Annotated in this window: 12 protein-coding genes, 1 tRNA gene and 1 pseudogene; all 14 read right to left on the minus strand. The window is 57.7% G+C overall.

Going from position 1 to position 16,347, the window contains the following annotated elements; genetic code table 11:
• The coding region (locus M2D63_RS24925) for an elongation factor Tu (protein ID WP_285865766.1) at positions 1-818 on the minus strand (818 nt) is incomplete at its 3' end.
• A gap of 30 nt (positions 819-848) precedes the next feature.
• Positions 849-2,981, minus strand: a complete 2,133-nt coding sequence (fusA, locus tag M2D63_RS24930) for an elongation factor G (protein ID WP_285865767.1) — start codon at positions 2,979-2,981, stop codon at positions 849-851.
• A gap of 30 nt (positions 2,982-3,011) precedes the next feature.
• Complete coding sequence (gene rpsG, locus M2D63_RS24935) at positions 3,012-3,482, minus strand: 30S ribosomal protein S7 (RefSeq protein ID WP_008089143.1); 471 nt, start codon at positions 3,480-3,482, stop codon at positions 3,012-3,014.
• A gap of 120 nt (positions 3,483-3,602) precedes the next feature.
• Positions 3,603-3,974, minus strand: coding sequence for a 30S ribosomal protein S12 (gene rpsL, locus M2D63_RS24940; RefSeq protein WP_003186084.1), 372 nt, complete (start codon positions 3,972-3,974; stop codon positions 3,603-3,605).
• A 210-nt stretch (positions 3,975-4,184) separates the two neighbouring features.
• Positions 4,185-8,384, minus strand: a complete 4,200-nt coding sequence (gene rpoC, locus M2D63_RS24945; protein ID WP_285865768.1) for a DNA-directed RNA polymerase subunit beta' — start codon at positions 8,382-8,384, stop codon at positions 4,185-4,187.
• A gap of 64 nt (positions 8,385-8,448) precedes the next feature.
• On the minus strand, positions 8,449-12,522 hold the full coding sequence (gene rpoB, locus M2D63_RS24950; RefSeq protein ID WP_285865769.1) for a DNA-directed RNA polymerase subunit beta: 4,074 nt from the start codon (positions 12,520-12,522) through the stop codon (positions 8,449-8,451).
• A 219-nt stretch (positions 12,523-12,741) separates the two neighbouring features.
• Positions 12,742-13,107: a 50S ribosomal protein L7/L12 gene (rplL, locus tag M2D63_RS24955; protein WP_217841532.1), complete on the minus strand. Its 366-nt coding sequence runs from the start codon at positions 13,105-13,107 to the stop codon at positions 12,742-12,744.
• Positions 13,108-13,185: 78 nt separating this feature from the next.
• On the minus strand, positions 13,186-13,686 hold the full coding sequence (gene rplJ, locus M2D63_RS24960; protein WP_285865771.1) for a 50S ribosomal protein L10: 501 nt from the start codon (positions 13,684-13,686) through the stop codon (positions 13,186-13,188).
• 200 nt (positions 13,687-13,886) lie between these two features.
• Positions 13,887-14,582: a 50S ribosomal protein L1 gene (rplA, locus tag M2D63_RS24965; RefSeq protein ID WP_285865772.1), complete on the minus strand. Its 696-nt coding sequence runs from the start codon at positions 14,580-14,582 to the stop codon at positions 13,887-13,889.
• Positions 14,582-15,013 carry a 50S ribosomal protein L11 gene (gene rplK / locus M2D63_RS24970; protein WP_028944937.1) on the minus strand — a complete coding sequence of 144 codons (432 nt, stop codon included), beginning with the start codon at positions 15,011-15,013 and terminating at the stop codon, positions 14,582-14,584. The genes rplA and rplK overlap by 1 nt, the downstream gene beginning before the upstream one ends.
• Positions 15,014-15,132: 119 nt before the next feature.
• The gene (gene nusG / locus M2D63_RS24975; protein WP_010220294.1) at positions 15,133-15,666 is read right to left on the minus strand and encodes a transcription termination/antitermination protein NusG; all 534 of its coding nucleotides are present in this window, start codon (positions 15,664-15,666) and stop codon (positions 15,133-15,135) included.
• 9 nt (positions 15,667-15,675) lie between these two features.
• Positions 15,676-16,044, minus strand: coding sequence for a preprotein translocase subunit SecE (gene secE, locus M2D63_RS24980; protein WP_285865773.1), 369 nt, complete (start codon positions 16,042-16,044; stop codon positions 15,676-15,678).
• 45 nt (positions 16,045-16,089) lie between these two features.
• Positions 16,090-16,165, minus strand: a tRNA-Trp gene (locus tag M2D63_RS24985).
• Positions 16,166-16,218: 53 nt separating this feature from the next.
• Positions 16,219-16,347, minus strand: a pseudogene (locus tag M2D63_RS24990) (elongation factor Tu); the annotation flags it as partial.

The following is a 16,347-nucleotide window of genomic DNA, read 5'->3' on the forward strand; positions in this document are numbered from 1 at the left end:
CGACCTTCGTCCAGCAGCTTGCGGAACATCTCAACGCCGGTGCAGGTGGTGGTAGCGGTGTCACGCAGACCAACGATTTCCAGGGCGTCTTGAACGCGGACGATACCACGCTCGATACGACCGGTAACAACGGTACCACGACCCGAGATCGAGAATACGTCTTCGATTGGCATCAGGAACGGCTGGTCAACAGCACGAACTGGCTCAGGGATGTAGGCATCCAGAGTCTCTACCAGCTTCTTGACAGCGGTAGTGCCCATTTCGTTGTCGTCTTTGCCTTCCAGGGCCATACGAGCGGAACCGATGATGATCGGAGTGTCGTCGCCTGGGAAGTCGTAGGTGGACAGCAGGTCGCGAACTTCCATCTCGACCAGTTCCAGCAGCTCAGCGTCGTCAACCAGGTCAGCCTTGTTCAGGAAGACCACGATGTACGGAACGCCAACCTGACGGGACAGCAGGATGTGCTCACGGGTTTGTGGCATCGGACCATCGGCGGCCGAGCAAACCAGGATCGCGCCGTCCATCTGGGCAGCACCGGTGATCATGTTCTTCACGTAGTCAGCGTGACCTGGGCAGTCAACGTGAGCGTAGTGACGAATGTTCGAGTTGTACTCGACGTGTGCGGTGTTGATGGTGATACCGCGAGCTTTCTCTTCTGGAGCGCTGTCGATCTTGTCGAATTCAACGACGGCCGAACCGAAAACTTCGGAGCAGACGCGAGTCAGAGCTGCGGTCAGAGTGGTTTTACCGTGGTCAACGTGACCGATGGTGCCAACGTTGACGTGCGGAAGGGAACGATCAAATTTTTCTTTAGCCACGACAGTGAACCTCTTGCCTAAAGGGCTGGATTAGCCTTGTTTTTTAACGAGTGCTTCGACGATGTTCGACGGAGCTTCGGAGTACTTGGAGAATTCCATGGAGTAGCTCGCGCGACCCTGAGACATGGAACGAACGTCGGTCGCATAACCGAACATTTCACCCAGCGGCACTTCAGCGCGGATTACCTTGCCGGAGACCGAGTCTTCCATACCCTGGATCAGACCACGACGACGGTTCAGGTCACCCATCACGTCACCCATGTAGTCCTCTGGGGTTACTACTTCAACCTTCATGATCGGCTCAAGCACAACACCGCCGCCTTTGGAGGCCAGCTGCTTGGTCGCCATGGAGGCTGCCACCTTGAACGCCATCTCGTTGGAGTCGACGTCGTGGTAGGAACCATCAAACACGGTAGCCTTCAGGCCGATCAGCGGATAGCCGGCGACAACGCCGTTCTTCATCTGCTCTTCGATACCCTTCTGGATAGCCGGGATGTATTCCTTCGGAACCACACCACCCACGACCTCATTGGTGAACTCCAGGCCTTCGGTGATGTTGCCTTTTTCGTCCACAGCCGGCTGCGAGAAGCGAATCCAGCAGTGACCGAACTGACCGCGACCACCGGACTGACGAACGAACTTACCTTCGATTTCGACGTTGTCCTTGGTGATCTTCTCACGGTACGAAACTTGTGGCTTGCCGATGTTGGCCTCGACGTTGAACTCGCGCTTCATGCGGTCAACGAGGATGTCCAGGTGCAGCTCACCCATACCGGAGATGATGGTTTGACCGGTTTCTTCATCGGTCTTGACGCGGAACGACGGGTCTTCCTGAGCCAGTTTGCCCAGTGCGATACCCATCTTTTCCTGGTCCTGCTTGGTTTTCGGCTCAACAGCTACCGAAATTACAGGCTCAGGGAAGTCCATACGCTCCAGGATTACTGGCTGGTCGGCGTTGCACAGGGTGTCACCGGTGGTGACGTCCTTCATGCCGATCAGTGCGGCGATGTCGCCGGCGAGAACTTCTTTGATTTCTTCACGCTGGTTGGCGTGCATCTGCACCATACGACCAACGCGCTCTTTCTTGCCCTTGACCGAGTTGATCACGGAGTCGCCCGACAGCAGCATGCCCGAGTAAACGCGCACGAAAGTCAGGGTACCCACGAACGGGTCGGTGGCAATTTTGAACGCCAGAGCCGAGAAGGGCTCTTTGTCGTCGGCGTGACGCTCGATCTTCGGCGCGTTTTCGTCGTCGATGTGATCCGGGTGGATACCCTGGATTGCAGGGATCTCGGTCGGAGCAGGCAGGAAGTCGATAACGGCGTCGAGAACCAGAGGAACACCCTTGTTCTTGAAGGAAGAACCGCAGACAGCCGGAACGATCTCGCTAGCCAGGGTGCGCGCACGCAGGCCGGCCTTGATCTCTTCGACGGTCAGCTCACCTTCTTCAAGGTACTTGTTCATCAGCTCTTCGTTGGCTTCGGCAGCGGCTTCGACCATATTGGCGCGCCACTCTTCGGCCAGCTCCAGCATATCGGCAGGAATTTCTTCCTCGCGATAGGTGGTGCCTTTGTCGTCTTCGTTCCAGTAGATAGCCTTCATCTTGATCAGGTCGACCTGACCCTGGAAGTTATCTTCCGAACCGATGGCCAGCTGAACCGGGACCGGGGTGTGACCCAGACGGTTCTTGATCTGACCTACGACGCGCAGGAAGTTGGCACCGGCACGGTCCATCTTGTTCACGTAAACAACACGTGGAACGCCGTACTTGTTGGCCTGACGCCATACGGTTTCGGACTGTGGCTCAACGCCGGAGGTACCGCAGAACACAACGACCGCGCCGTCGAGTACGCGCAGCGAACGTTCTACTTCAATGGTGAAGTCAACGTGGCCGGGGGTATCGATGACGTTTACGCGGTAGTTGTCGTACTGACCACGGGAACCTTTCCAGAAGGTGGTAACGGCAGCGGAGGTAATGGTAATACCCCGCTCCTGCTCCTGCACCATCCAGTCGGTGGTCGCGGCGCCGTCATGCACCTCGCCCATTTTGTGGCTCAGGCCTGTGTAGAACAGGATCCGCTCGGTAGTGGTAGTTTTGCCCGCGTCAACGTGCGCGCAAATACCGATGTTACGGTAGCGGTTGATTGGTGTAGTACGAGCCATAGAGCCCTCGCAAAAATAGTGATGCCTGAATTAGAAGCGGTAGTGCGAGAACGCTTTGTTGGCTTCGGCCATACGGTGTACGTCTTCACGCTTCTTGACTGCAGCACCTTTGCCTTCAGCAGCATCCAGCAGCTCGCCAGCCAGGCGCAGGGCCATGGACTTCTCGCCACGCTTGCGGGCGTAGTCTACCAACCAGCGCATTGCCAGGGCGTTACGACGGGATGGACGAACTTCAACAGGAACCTGGTAGGTTGCACCGCCAACACGGCGCGACTTTACTTCGACCAGCGGAGCGATGGCGTCGAGAGCTTTCTCGAAGATTTCCAGGGGATCGCTGTTCTTGCGTTCTTTGACCTTGTCCAGCGCACCGTAAACGATACGCTCGGCAACGGCTTTCTTGCCGCTTTCCATTACGTGGTTCATGAACTTGGCGAGGATCTGGCTTCCGTATTTTGGATCGTCCAGAATCTCACGCTTGGCTGCTACACGACGTCTTGGCATTGATAAGCCCTCAAACGGTCTTCAGGTTAGCCCGGGACATGGGACCCCTAGGGGTTCGGCCCGACCTTACTCTTATCGACTCAATAAAATGAATTACTGCAAATTGCTGCAAACGGCCGATTACTTCGGACGCTTGGTACCGTACTTCGAACGGCCTTGGTTACGACCTTTGACGCCGGAGGTATCCAGGGAACCGCGAACGGTGTGGTAACGAACACCTGGCAAGTCTTTTACACGACCGCCACGGATCAGCACCACGCTGTGCTCTTGCAGGTTGTGGCCTTCACCACCGATGTACGAGGAAACCTCGAAACCGTTGGTCAGACGCACACGGCATACTTTACGCAGTGCCGAGTTAGGTTTTTTCGGCGTAGTGGTGTACACGCGGGTGCACACGCCACGACGTTGCGGGCAGTTCTGCAGCGCAGGAACGTCGGATTTCTCGACGATACGCTTACGCGGCTGACGTACCAGCTGGTTGATAGTTGCCATCTACTAGCTCCACTGTTGTCTTGCGACGCTATTGTCTTGCAAGAAAAGCAAAAATTGGCAGGACGGAGTCCCACCAAATTTAGGGGTACAAGAGTCTAAAGAGGATCTTGCGCCCAGTCAAGACGAGGCCCCAGCCTCCCTCCTCCAGTCATCGGCAACCATTGAGGTTGCCAATGAACGGATCGGGTCGGCCGGGGCCCTGCCCTACTTTCAGTTACCGCTGGAGTTCAGCGCTTCGGTCAGTGCGGCTTCCACCTCACTGGCACTTACGCGCAGCGGTTTGTCGGCATCACGGCGACGCTTGCGCTCGCTGTGGTAGGCCAGACCGGTACCGGCCGGGATCAGACGACCCACGACCACGTTTTCTTTCAGGCCGCGCAGGTAGTCGCGCTTGCCGGTTACCGCCGCTTCGGTCAGAACACGGGTGGTCTCCTGGAAGGAGGCCGCCGAGATGAACGACTCGGTGGACAGCGAGGCCTTGGTGATACCCAGCAGTACGCGCGAGAACTTGGAGATGAACTTGTCTTCAGTCGCCAGACGCTCGTTCTCTACCAGTACCTGGGTCAGTTCCATCTGGTCGCCCTTGATGAAGCTGGAGTCACCCGACTCGGTGATCTCAACTTTACGCAGCATCTGACGCAGGATGGTCTCGATGTGCTTGTCGTTGATCTTCACGCCTTGCAGACGGTAAACGTCCTGGATCTCGTTGACGATGTACTTGGCCAGCGCGCTGACACCCAGCAGACGCAGGATGTCGTGCGGATCGCTCGGACCGTCGGAGATAACTTCGCCGCGGTTCACTTGTTCGCCTTCGAAGACGTTCAGGTGACGCCACTTCGGAATCAGCTCCTCGTACGGCTCGCTGCCATCGTTCGGGGTGATGACCAGGCGGCGCTTGCCCTTGGTCTCTTTACCGAAGGCGATGGTGCCGCTGACTTCAGCCAGAATCGAGGCTTCTTTCGGACGACGGGCTTCGAACAGGTCGGCAACCCGTGGCAGACCACCGGTGATGTCACGGGTCTTGGACGTTTCTTGCGGGATACGCGCGATAACGTCACCGACGCCGATCTGGGCACCGTCAGCCACACCGACCAGGGCGTTCGCCGGCAGGAAGTACTGGGCCGGCACATCGGTACCTGGCAGCAGCAGATCCTTGCCATTGGCATCGACCATCTTGATTGCAGGACGGATTTCCTTGCCTGCAGCCGGACGGTCTTTGACGTCCAGGACTTCAATGTTGGTCAAACCAGTCAATTCGTCGGTCTGACGCTTGATGGTGATACCTTCTTCCATGCCCACGAAGGTCACGGTACCTTTCATTTCGGTAACGATCGGGTGGGTGTGCGGGTCCCACTTGGCGACGATGGCGCCAGCGTCGACCTTGTCGCCTTCCTTGACCGAAATCACCGCACCGTAAGGCAGCTTGTAGCGCTCACGCTCACGACCGAATTCGTCGGCAATGGCCAGCTCGCCGGAACGCGATACCGCGACCAGGTTGCCATCGGCACGCTCGACCTGCTTCAGGTTGTGCAGACGCACCATACCGCCGTTCTTCACCTGGACGCTGTCGGCAGCCGAGGTACGGCTTGCAGCACCACCGATGTGGAACGTACGCATGGTCAGCTGGGTACCCGGCTCACCGATCGACTGGGCAGCGATAACGCCGACCGCTTCACCGATGTTCACCTGGTGACCGCGAGCCAGGTCACGACCGTAGCACTTGGCGCAGATGCCGTAGCGGGTTTCGCAGCTGATCGGCGAACGCACGATCACTTCGTCGATGCTGTTCAGCTCGATGAACTCGACCCACTTCTCGTCGACCAGGGTGCCGGCCGGAACGACGACGTCGTCGGTGCCAGGCTTGAACACGTCACGGGCGATAACACGACCCAGTACACGCTCACCCAGAGGCTCTACTACGTCGCCGCCTTCAATGTGCGGCGTCATCAGCAGGCCCTGCTCGGTGCCGCAGTCGATCTCGGTCACGACCAGATCCTGGGCAACGTCTACCAGACGACGGGTCAGGTAACCGGAGTTCGCGGTCTTCAACGCGGTATCCGCCAGACCTTTACGAGCACCGTGAGTCGAGATGAAGTACTGGAGTACGCTCAGACCTTCACGGAAGTTCGCGGTGATCGGCGTCTCGATGATCGAGCCGTCCGGCTTGGCCATCAGACCACGCATACCGGCCAGCTGACGAATCTGGGCTGCCGAACCCCGGGCACCGGAGTCAGCCATCATGTACATCGAGTTGAAGGACTCTTGCTCGACTTCGTCGCCATTGCGGTCGATGACCTTCTCTTTCGAGAGGTTGGCCATCATCGCCTTGGAAACTTCGTCGTTCGCCTTGGACCACAAGTCGATGACTTTGTTGTACTTCTCGCCCTGGGTTACCAGGCCGGAGGCGTACTGGCTCTCGATCTCTTTCACTTCGTCGGTAGCGGTACCGATGATGCGGGCTTTTTCGTCCGGGATAACGAAGTCGTTAACACCGATGGAAACGCCGGAGATGGTCGAGTAGGCAAAACCGGTGTACATCAGCTGGTCAGCGAAGATTACGGTCTCTTTCAGACCAACCACGCGGTAGCACTGGTTGATCAGCTTGGAGATCGCCTTTTTCTTCATTGGCTGGTTGACCACGTCGTACGACAGACCTGGCGGAACAACCTGGAACAGCAGGGCACGGCCGACAGTGGTGTCGACGATGCGGGTGTTCTTGACGCTGCCGCCATCGCGATCGTTGACGGTTTCGTTGATACGAACCTTGATCTTGGCATGCAGGGCAGCTTCGCCGGCGCGGAATACGCGGTCGACTTCCTGCAGGTCGGCGAATACACGACCTTCGCCCTTGGCGTTGATGGCTTCACGGGTCATGTAGTACAGACCCAGTACAACGTCCTGCGACGGAACGATGATTGGCTCACCGTTGGCTGGCGACAGGATGTTGTTGGTCGACATCATCAGCGCGCGCGCTTCGAGCTGGGCTTCCAGCGTCAGCGGCACGTGAACGGCCATCTGGTCACCGTCGAAGTCGGCGTTGTACGCAGCACAGACCAGCGGGTGCAGCTGGATAGCCTTACCTTCGATCAGTACTGGTTCAAAAGCCTGGATACCCAGACGGTGCAGGGTTGGTGCACGGTTGAGCAGTACGGGGTGCTCGCGAATCACTTCGGCGAGAACGTCCCACACCTCTGGCAGCTCGCGCTCGACCATCTTCTTGGCCGCCTTGATGGTGGTCGCCAGACCACGCATTTCCAGCTTGCCGAAAATGAACGGCTTGAACAGCTCGAGGGCCATCTTCTTCGGCAGACCGCACTGGTGCAGACGCAGGGTCGGACCTACGGTAATTACCGAACGGCCGGAGTAGTCAACACGCTTACCGAGCAAGTTCTGACGGAAACGACCTTGCTTACCCTTGATCATGTCGGCCAGGGATTTCAGAGGACGCTTGTTCGAGCCGGTGATGGCACGGCCACGACGGCCGTTATCCAGCAGGGCATCGACCGCTTCCTGCAGCATGCGCTTTTCGTTGCGCACGATGATGTCTGGCGCGGACAGGTCGAGCAGGCGCTTCAGACGGTTGTTACGGTTGATCACCCGACGATACAGGTCGTTCAGGTCGGAAGTCGCGAAGCGACCGCCATCCAGCGGAACCAGAGGACGCAGGTCTGGCGGCAGAACCGGCAGAACGGTCAGGACCATCCACTCAGGCAGGTTGCCCGAGCCCTGGAAGGCCTCCATCAGTTTCAGACGCTTGGACAGCTTCTTGATCTTGGTTTCCGAGTTGGTCTGCGGAATCTCTTCGCGCAGGCGACCGATCTCGTGCTCCAGGTCGATAGCGTGCAGCAGCTCGCGGACAGCCTCGGCACCCATGCGGGCGTCGAAGTCGTCACCGAACTCTTCCAGCGCTTCGAAGTACTGCTCGTCGTTGAGCAGCTGGCCCTTTTCCAAGGTGGTCATGCCCGGATCGATAACGACGTAGCTCTCGAAGTAGAGCACGCGCTCGATATCACGCAGGGTCATGTCCATCAGCAGGCCGATACGGGACGGCAGGGACTTCAGGAACCAGATGTGGGCAACTGGAGAGGCCAGTTCGATGTGCGCCATGCGCTCACGACGGACTTTGGCCAGGGCGACTTCAACGCCGCACTTCTCACAGATGACGCCACGGTGCTTCAGGCGCTTGTACTTACCGCACAGGCACTCGTAGTCCTTGACTGGGCCAAAGATCTTGGCGCAGAACAGACCGTCACGCTCAGGCTTGAACGTACGGTAGTTGATGGTTTCCGGCTTTTTAACTTCACCGAACGACCACGAACGGATCATCTCAGGCGAGGCCAGTCCGATACGGATGGCGTCGAACTCTTCGACTTGACCCTGGTTTTTCAGCAAATTCAGTAGGTCTTTCAAGGCCTTTCCTCCTGGCGGAGCAGGGAGCGGGCTTTGCAGCCGCGCTCCCGATTCGCGTCACGTGTTATTCGGTTTCCAGATCGATATCGATACCGAGCGAACGGATCTCTTTGATCAACACGTTGAAGGACTCGGGCATGCCCGGCTCCATACGGTGATCGCCGTCCACGATGTTTTTGTACATCTTGGTCCGACCGTTCACGTCGTCCGACTTCACTGTGAGCATTTCTTGCAGGGTGTATGCCGCGCCGTATGCTTCCAGCGCCCACACTTCCATCTCCCCGAAACGCTGACCACCGAACTGCGCCTTACCACCCAGCGGCTGCTGGGTAACCAGGCTGTAAGAACCAGTGGAACGCGCGTGCATCTTGTCGTCCACCAAGTGGTTCAGCTTGAGCATGTACATGTAACCCACGGTCACATGACGCTCGAACTTGTTGCCGGTACGGCCGTCGAACAGCTGCATCTGGCCGCTTTCCGGCATGTCTGCCAGTTTCAGCATGGCCTTGATTTCGCGTTCCTTGGCGCCGTCGAAGACTGGAGTGGCCATTGGCACACCGCCTTTGAGGTTCTTCGCCAGGTCCAGGATTTCCTGGTCGGAGAAGGTCTCGAGGCTTTCCTGACGACCACCGATCTCGTTGTAGATCTCGGTGAGGAACTGACGCAGTTCGATAACCTTGCGCTGCTCTTCGAGCATGCGGTTGATCTTCTCGCCCAGGCCCTTGGCCGCCAGGCCCAGGTGGGTTTCGAGGATCTGACCGACGTTCATACGCGATGGTACACCCAGTGGGTTGAGTACCACGTCAACCGGCGTACCGTTGGCGTCGTGCGGCATGTCTTCGACCGGCATGATCACCGAGACCACACCCTTGTTACCGTGACGACCGGCCATCTTGTCGCCCGGCTGAATGCGACGACGGATTGCCAGGTAGACCTTGACGATCTTCAGTACGCCCGGTGCCAGGTCATCGCCCTGCTGCAGCTTGCGCTTCTTGTCTTCGAACTTGTCGTCCAGCAGACGGCGACGATCAACGATGTAGGCCTGGGCCTTCTCGAGTTGCTCGTTCAGCGCGTCTTCGGCCATGCGCAGTTTGAACCACTGGCCGTGCTCCAGACCGTCCAGGACTTCGTTGCTGATCACGGTGCCTTTCTTCAGGCCCGCGCCACCATCGACGACCTGGCCGTTCAGGGCCGAACGCAGACGCTCGAAGGTTGCGCCTTCGACGATGCGGAACTCTTCGTTGAGGTCCTTGCGGATCTCGTCCAGCTGCATCTTCTCGATGGACAGCGCACGGCTGTCGCGCTCCACGCCATCACGGGTGAAGACCTGTACGTCGATGACGGTACCCTTGGTGCCGGTCGGCACGCGCAGGGAGGTGTCTTTGACGTCGCTGGCCTTCTCACCGAAGATCGCGCGCAGCAGTTTTTCTTCCGGAGTCAGCTGGGTTTCGCCTTTTGGCGTCACTTTGCCGACCAGGATGTCGCCAGCGCCGACTTCAGCACCAACGTAGACGATACCGGCTTCATCCAGCTTGTTCAGCGCAGCTTCACCGACGTTCGGGATGTCCGCGGTGATTTCCTCTGGGCCGAGCTTGGTGTCACGGGCCACACAGGTCAGTTCCTGGATGTGGATCGTGGTGAAGCGGTCTTCCTGAACAACACGCTCGGACAGGCAGATGGAGTCTTCGAAGTTGAAGCCGTTCCACGCCATGAACGCGATGCGCATGTTCTGACCCAGTGCCAGTTCACCCATGTCGGTGGACGGACCGTCGGCCATGATGTCGCTGCGCTGGACCACGTCACCCTTGCTCACCAGCGGACGCTGGTTGATGCAGGTGTTCTGGTTCGAGCGGGTGTATTTGGTCAGGTTGTAGATGTCGACACCGGCTTCGCCTGGTTCAACTTCGTCATCGGCAACACGAACCACGATACGGCTGGCATCGACGGAGTCGATCACGCCACCACGACGGGCCACGACGCAAACGCCGGAGTCACGGGCAACGTTGCGCTCCATGCCGGTACCGACCAGCGGCTTGTCGGCACGCAGGGTAGGTACAGCCTGACGCTGCATGTTCGAACCCATCAACGCACGGTTGGCGTCGTCGTGCTCGAGGAACGGAATCAGCGACGCTGCCACCGAAACTACCTGCTTCGGCGAAACGTCCATCAGGGTGACGTCTTCCGGCGCCTTGACGGTGAATTCGTTCAGGTGACGAACGGCTACCAGCTCGTCGATCAGCTGCTTCTTCTCGTTCATTGCGGCCGAAGCCTGTGCAATGACGTGATCCGCTTCTTCGATCGCCGACAGGAACACGATGTCGTCGGTGACCACGCCCTCTTTCACCACACGGTACGGGCTTTCCAGGAAGCCGTACTGGTTGGTGCGGGCATAGGCCGCCAGGGAGTTGATCAGACCGATGTTCGGACCTTCAGGGGTCTCGATCGGGCACACGCGGCCGTAGTGGGTCGGGTGTACGTCACGGACTTCGAAGCCTGCGCGCTCACGGGTCAGACCACCAGGGCCGAGTGCGGAGACACGACGCTTGTGGGTGATCTCGGACAGCGGGTTGTTCTGGTCCATGAACTGCGAGAGCTGGCTGGAGCCGAAGAACTCTTTCACCGCCGCCGCAACCGGCTTGGCGTTGATCAGGTCCTGAGGCATCAGGCCTTCGCTTTCGGCCATCGACAGGCGCTCTTTGACCGCGCGCTCTACGCGCACCAGGCCAACGCGGAACTGGTTCTCGGCCATCTCGCCGACGCAACGCACGCGACGGTTACCCAGGTGGTCGATGTCGTCGACGATGCCTTTGCCGTTACGGATATCGACCAGGGTCTTGAGGACCTCGACGATGTCTTCCTTGCTCAGAACACCGGAACCTTCGATCTCGGTACGACCGATACGACGGTTGAACTTCATGCGACCAACGGCCGACAGGTCGTAACGCTCGGCGCTGAAGAACAGGTTGTTGAACAGGGTCTCGGCAGCATCCTTGGTTGGCGGCTCGCCAGGACGCATCATCCGGTAGATTTCGACCAGCGCTTCCAGCTGATTGCTGGTGGAGTCGATCTTCAGGGTGTCGGAGATGAACGGACCGCAGTCGATATCGTTGGTGTACAGGGTCTCGATGCGGACGACCTGTGCCTTGGCGATCTTGATCAGCAGTTCGGTGCTCAGCTCGGTGTTGCACTCGGCCAGGATCTCGCCGGTGGCCGGGTGAACGATGGCCTTGGCAGTGGTGCGGCCCAGGACGTATTCCATAGGAACGTCCAGCTGCTTGACGCCGGCCTTTTCCAGCTGGTTGATGTGACGAGCGGTAATACGACGACCCTGCTCGACAATCACCTTGCCGGTTTCGTCATGGATGTCCATGACCGCAACTTCACCACGCAGGCGCTGAGGCACCAGCTCCAGGCTGAGTTTCTCGCCGGAGATGTGGAAGACGTTGGTGGTGTAGAAGGCATCCAGTACTTCTTCGGTGCTGTAACCCAGCGCGCGCAGCAGTACCGACGCAGGCAGTTTGCGACGACGGTCGATACGGACGAATACACAGTCTTTCGGATCGAATTCGAAGTCCAGCCACGAACCGCGGTAAGGAATGATGCGCGCCGAGTACAGCAGCTTGCCCGAGCTGTGGGTCTTGCCACGGTCGTGGTCGAAGAACACACCAGGCGAACGGTGCAGCTGGGAAACGATAACACGCTCGGTACCGTTGATTACGAAGGTACCGTTTTCAGTCATCAGGGGGATTTCACCCATGTAGACTTCTTGCTCTTTGATGTCCTTGATCGCTTTGTTCGACGATTCTTTGTCGAAAATGATCAGGCGCACTTTCACGCGCAGCGGAACCGCGTAGGTCACGCCACGCAGTACGCATTCTTTGACATCAAAAGCTGGTTCGCCCAGACGATAGCCAACGTACTCCAGGGCAGCATTGCCGGAGTAGCTGATGATCGGGAAAACCGATTTGAAGGCCGCATGCAGGCCCACGTCGCGGAACTGATCTTTGGTCGCTCCCGCTTGCAAGAATTCACGATACGAATCCAGCTGGATGGCCAGGAGGTAAGGCACATCCATGACGTCCGGCAACTTGCTAAAGTCCTTGCGGATACGTTTTTTCTCAGTGTATGAGTAAGCCATCAGCGTTCCCCAGCTTGGTCACCTGCTTGTTTGGCTTCTCCCGACGGGAGCAGCCAGAAAATCGTGCAAACCCCATGGTTTGCGCCACCATCGTTGGTGGTTACCGCTCGTTATCGACGCCGACCTGGTCAGCTGCCAATAACGGAAAAAGGCCGGTGGCAAGAGCCACCAGCCATCAGCCGTTTGCTTAGCGCTCGGGCTGGAGTCGCAAAGTCGAAATTACTTGAGTTCGACTTTAGCGCCTGCTTCTTCCAGCTTCTTCTTGGCGTCTTCAGCGGCTTCTTTCGAAACGCCTTCAGCGACAACCTGAGGAGCGCCGTCAACTTTCTCTTTGGCTTCTTTCAGGCCCAGACCGGTCAGTTCACGAACGGCCTTGATCACGTTGACTTTCTTGTCGCCGGCTTCAACCAGAACTACGTTGAACTCGGTTTGTTCTTCAACAACGGCAGCGGCAGCAGCTGGGCCAGCAGCGGCAACAGCAGCGGTAACGCCGAAGGTTTCTTCCATTGCTTTGATCAGCTCAACAATTTCCAGAACGGTTTTCTGGCCGATTGCTTCGATGATTTGCTCGTTAGTCAGAGACATGACTTAAATCCTGTATTGGGGTGACAGCTTACGCAGCCATCAAATTAAACGTGTGATTTTGAAAGCGCTGTGCGTGCCTTAGGCAGCAGTAGCTTCTTTCTGGTCGCGAATAGCTGCCAGGGTACGAGCCAGCTTGCTGGTAGCGCCTTGGATCACGCTCATCAGCTTCGCGATAGCCTCGTCGCGGGTCGGCAGGGTAGCCAACACGTCGATTTCGTTAGCGGCAATGAACTTGCCGTCGAACGCAGCTGCCTTGATCTCGAACTTGTCCTGACCCTTGGCGAACTCTTTGAACAGACGGGCAGCAGCGCCCGGGTGCTCGTTGGAGAAAGCGATCAGGGTCGGGCCGGTGAAGGCGTCGTTGAGGACACTGAATTCAGTGTCGGCAACAGCGCGCTTGAGCAGGGTGTTACGTACGACACGTACGTATACGCCAGCTTCACGAGCCTCTTTACGGAGTCCGGTCATTGCGCCTACAGTCACACCACGGGCATCAGCCACGACAGCGGACAGAGCGACTTTGGCAGCCTCGTTGACTTCAGCGACGATGGCCTTCTTGTCTTCGAGTTTAATTGCCACGGGTAAAACTCCTGCTTGTTACCGTTTCATCTGGCCGAAGCCGGATGTCGTTTTGGTGTCTGATTCGGTAAGGAATCGGGAGCACCATCTGCGTAGGCTGGAGGTTTAAGGCTTGCGCCGCCTACGGTCTTGGATAGCCCCCGCCAGGCAGGGACCCCAATTTTTTCAAACTGGCACGATTGCTCGCGCCGGTTTTTGTCTTACGCGCTCAGCGAGCTCTGGTCGATGACCAGACCTGGGCCCATGGTGGTGCTCAGGGTAACGCGCTTGACGTAGATACCTTTCGAGGAAGCTGGCTTGATACGCTTCAGATCAGCGATCAGGGCTTCAACGTTTTCCTTCAGCTTGCCAGCTTCGAAGCCGACTTTGCCAACGGAGGTGTGGATGATGCCGTTTTTGTCGGTGCGGTAGCGAACCTGACCAGCCTTGGCGTTTTTGACCGCGGTGGCTACGTCTGGAGTTACGGTACCGACTTTCGGGTTAGGCATCAGGCCGCGTGGACCCAGGACCTGACCCAGCTGACCTACAACACGCATTGCGTCCGGGGAAGCAATGACGACGTCGTAGTTCAGGTCGCCGCCTTTCATTTCGGCAGCCAGATCGTCCATACCTACGCGGTCAGCGCCGGCAGCCAGAGCAGCTTCAGCAGCTGGACCCTGGGTGAAGACAGCTACACGTACGGTCTTGCCAGTGCCGTGTGGCAGCACGGTAGCGCTACGAACGACCTGGTCGGATTTACGAGGGTCAACGCCGAGGTTGACGGCAACGTCGAAGGACTCGCTGAACTTCACGGTGGACAGTTCGGCCAGCAGCACTGCTGCTTCTTCGAAGTTGTAAACTTTGCCAGCTTCGAGCTTCGAAGCAATGGCCTTTTGGCGCTTGGTCAGCTTAGCCATTACACACCCTCCACGTTGAGGCCCATGCTGCGAGCAGAACCGGCGATGGTACGCACGGCTGCTTCCATGTCAGCGGCAGTCAGATCAGCATTTTTGGTTTTTGCGATCTCTTCCAGCTGAGCACGGGTCACAGTACCGACTTTAACGGTGTTCGGACGTGCAGAACCGCTGGTCAGGCCAGCTGCTTTCTTCAGCAGAACCGAAGCAGGGGTGCTTTTGGTTTCGAAGGTGAAGCTGCGGTCACTGTAAACAGTGATGATCACAGGAGTCGGCAGGCCGGCTTCTTGACCCTGGGTACGGGCGTTGAAGGCCTTGCAGAATTCCATGATGTTCACACCGTGTTGACCCAGTGCTGGACCAACGGGTGGGCTTGGGTTGGCCTGGCCGGCCTTTACTTGCAGCTTGATGTAAGCCTGAATCTTCTTAGCCATGAGCTACTCCAATATCGGGTACGAACGCCAGAAGGCTCCCCGGATGACTTGCGTTTTATCCCAGTGACGACAAAACCCCGCAGCACATAGGGCTGCGGGGTATGGGATGCGTTGTTCGGCTAGACCTTTTCGACCTGGCTGAACTCGAGCTCTACCGGGGTAGAGCGACCGAAAATAAGCACGGCCACTTGGATCCGGCTCTTCTCGTAGTTAACTTCTTCAACGGTACCGTTGAAATCGGCAAACGGACCATCGATAACGCGGACCACTTCGCCCGGCTCGAACAGAGTCTTCGGCTTGGGCTTGTCGCTGCCATCGGCTACGCGACGCAGGATGGCTTCAGCCTCTTTATCGGTGATCGGTGCAGGCTTGTCTGCAGTACCACCGATGAAGCCCATGACACGAGGAGTATCCTTGACCAAGTGCCAGGTACCTTCGTTCATGTCCATCTGCACCAGGACGTAGCCTGGGAAGAACTTACGTTCGCTCTTGCGCTTCTGGCCGTTGCGCATCTCTACGACTTCTTCAGTCGGGACCAGAATCTCGCCGAAACCGTCTTCCATGCCAGCCAGCTTTACGCGCTCGATCAGCGAGCGCATTACATGCTTCTCGTAACCCGAGTAAGCATGCACAACATACCAACGCTTAGCCACGGGACACCCTTAGCCAACAATCAAGGAAATCAGCCAACCGAGCAGGGAATCGAGACCCCACAACAGCAGCGCCATAACCAGAACGACCGCCACTACGATGAGGGTGGTCTGCGTGGTTTCCTGGCGGGTCGGCCATACGACTTTACGAATCTCGGTGCGAGCTTCCTTTGCCAGCGCAAAGAACGACTTGCCCTTGGCAGTCTGCAAGGCGATGAAGCCAGCAGCAGCAGCAAGAACGAGAAGTGCGAGTACGCGATACAGAATCGGCGAGGCGGAGTAGTATTGATTGCCAACCACGCCAACGACCACCAAAGCGACAACAGCCAGCCACTTGAGCAGATCAAAACGAGAGTCTTGGGCTTCAGCCTTGGGAGTCATCTAGGAAGATCCTGTGAAAAGAAAGCCAGACACACGAGGTGAATCTGGCAGGTCAGGAGGGAATCGAACCCCCAACCTACGGTTTTGGAGACCGTCGCTCTGCCAATTGAGCTACTGACCTAAAAGCTTATCAGGCCGGCCATTATGCCGGCCTGATCGATAGAAATCAACTACTTATTCGATAATTTTCGCTACGACGCCAGCACCGACAGTGCGGCCACCCTCACGGATAGCGAAGCGCAGACCGTCTTCCATTGCGATGGTCTTGATCAGGGTGACAGTCATCTGGATGTTGTCACCTGG

The organism is Pseudomonas sp. BJa5 (genome assembly GCF_030272875.2).
In the GTDB taxonomy this organism is placed as follows: domain Bacteria; phylum Pseudomonadota; class Gammaproteobacteria; order Pseudomonadales; family Pseudomonadaceae; genus Aquipseudomonas.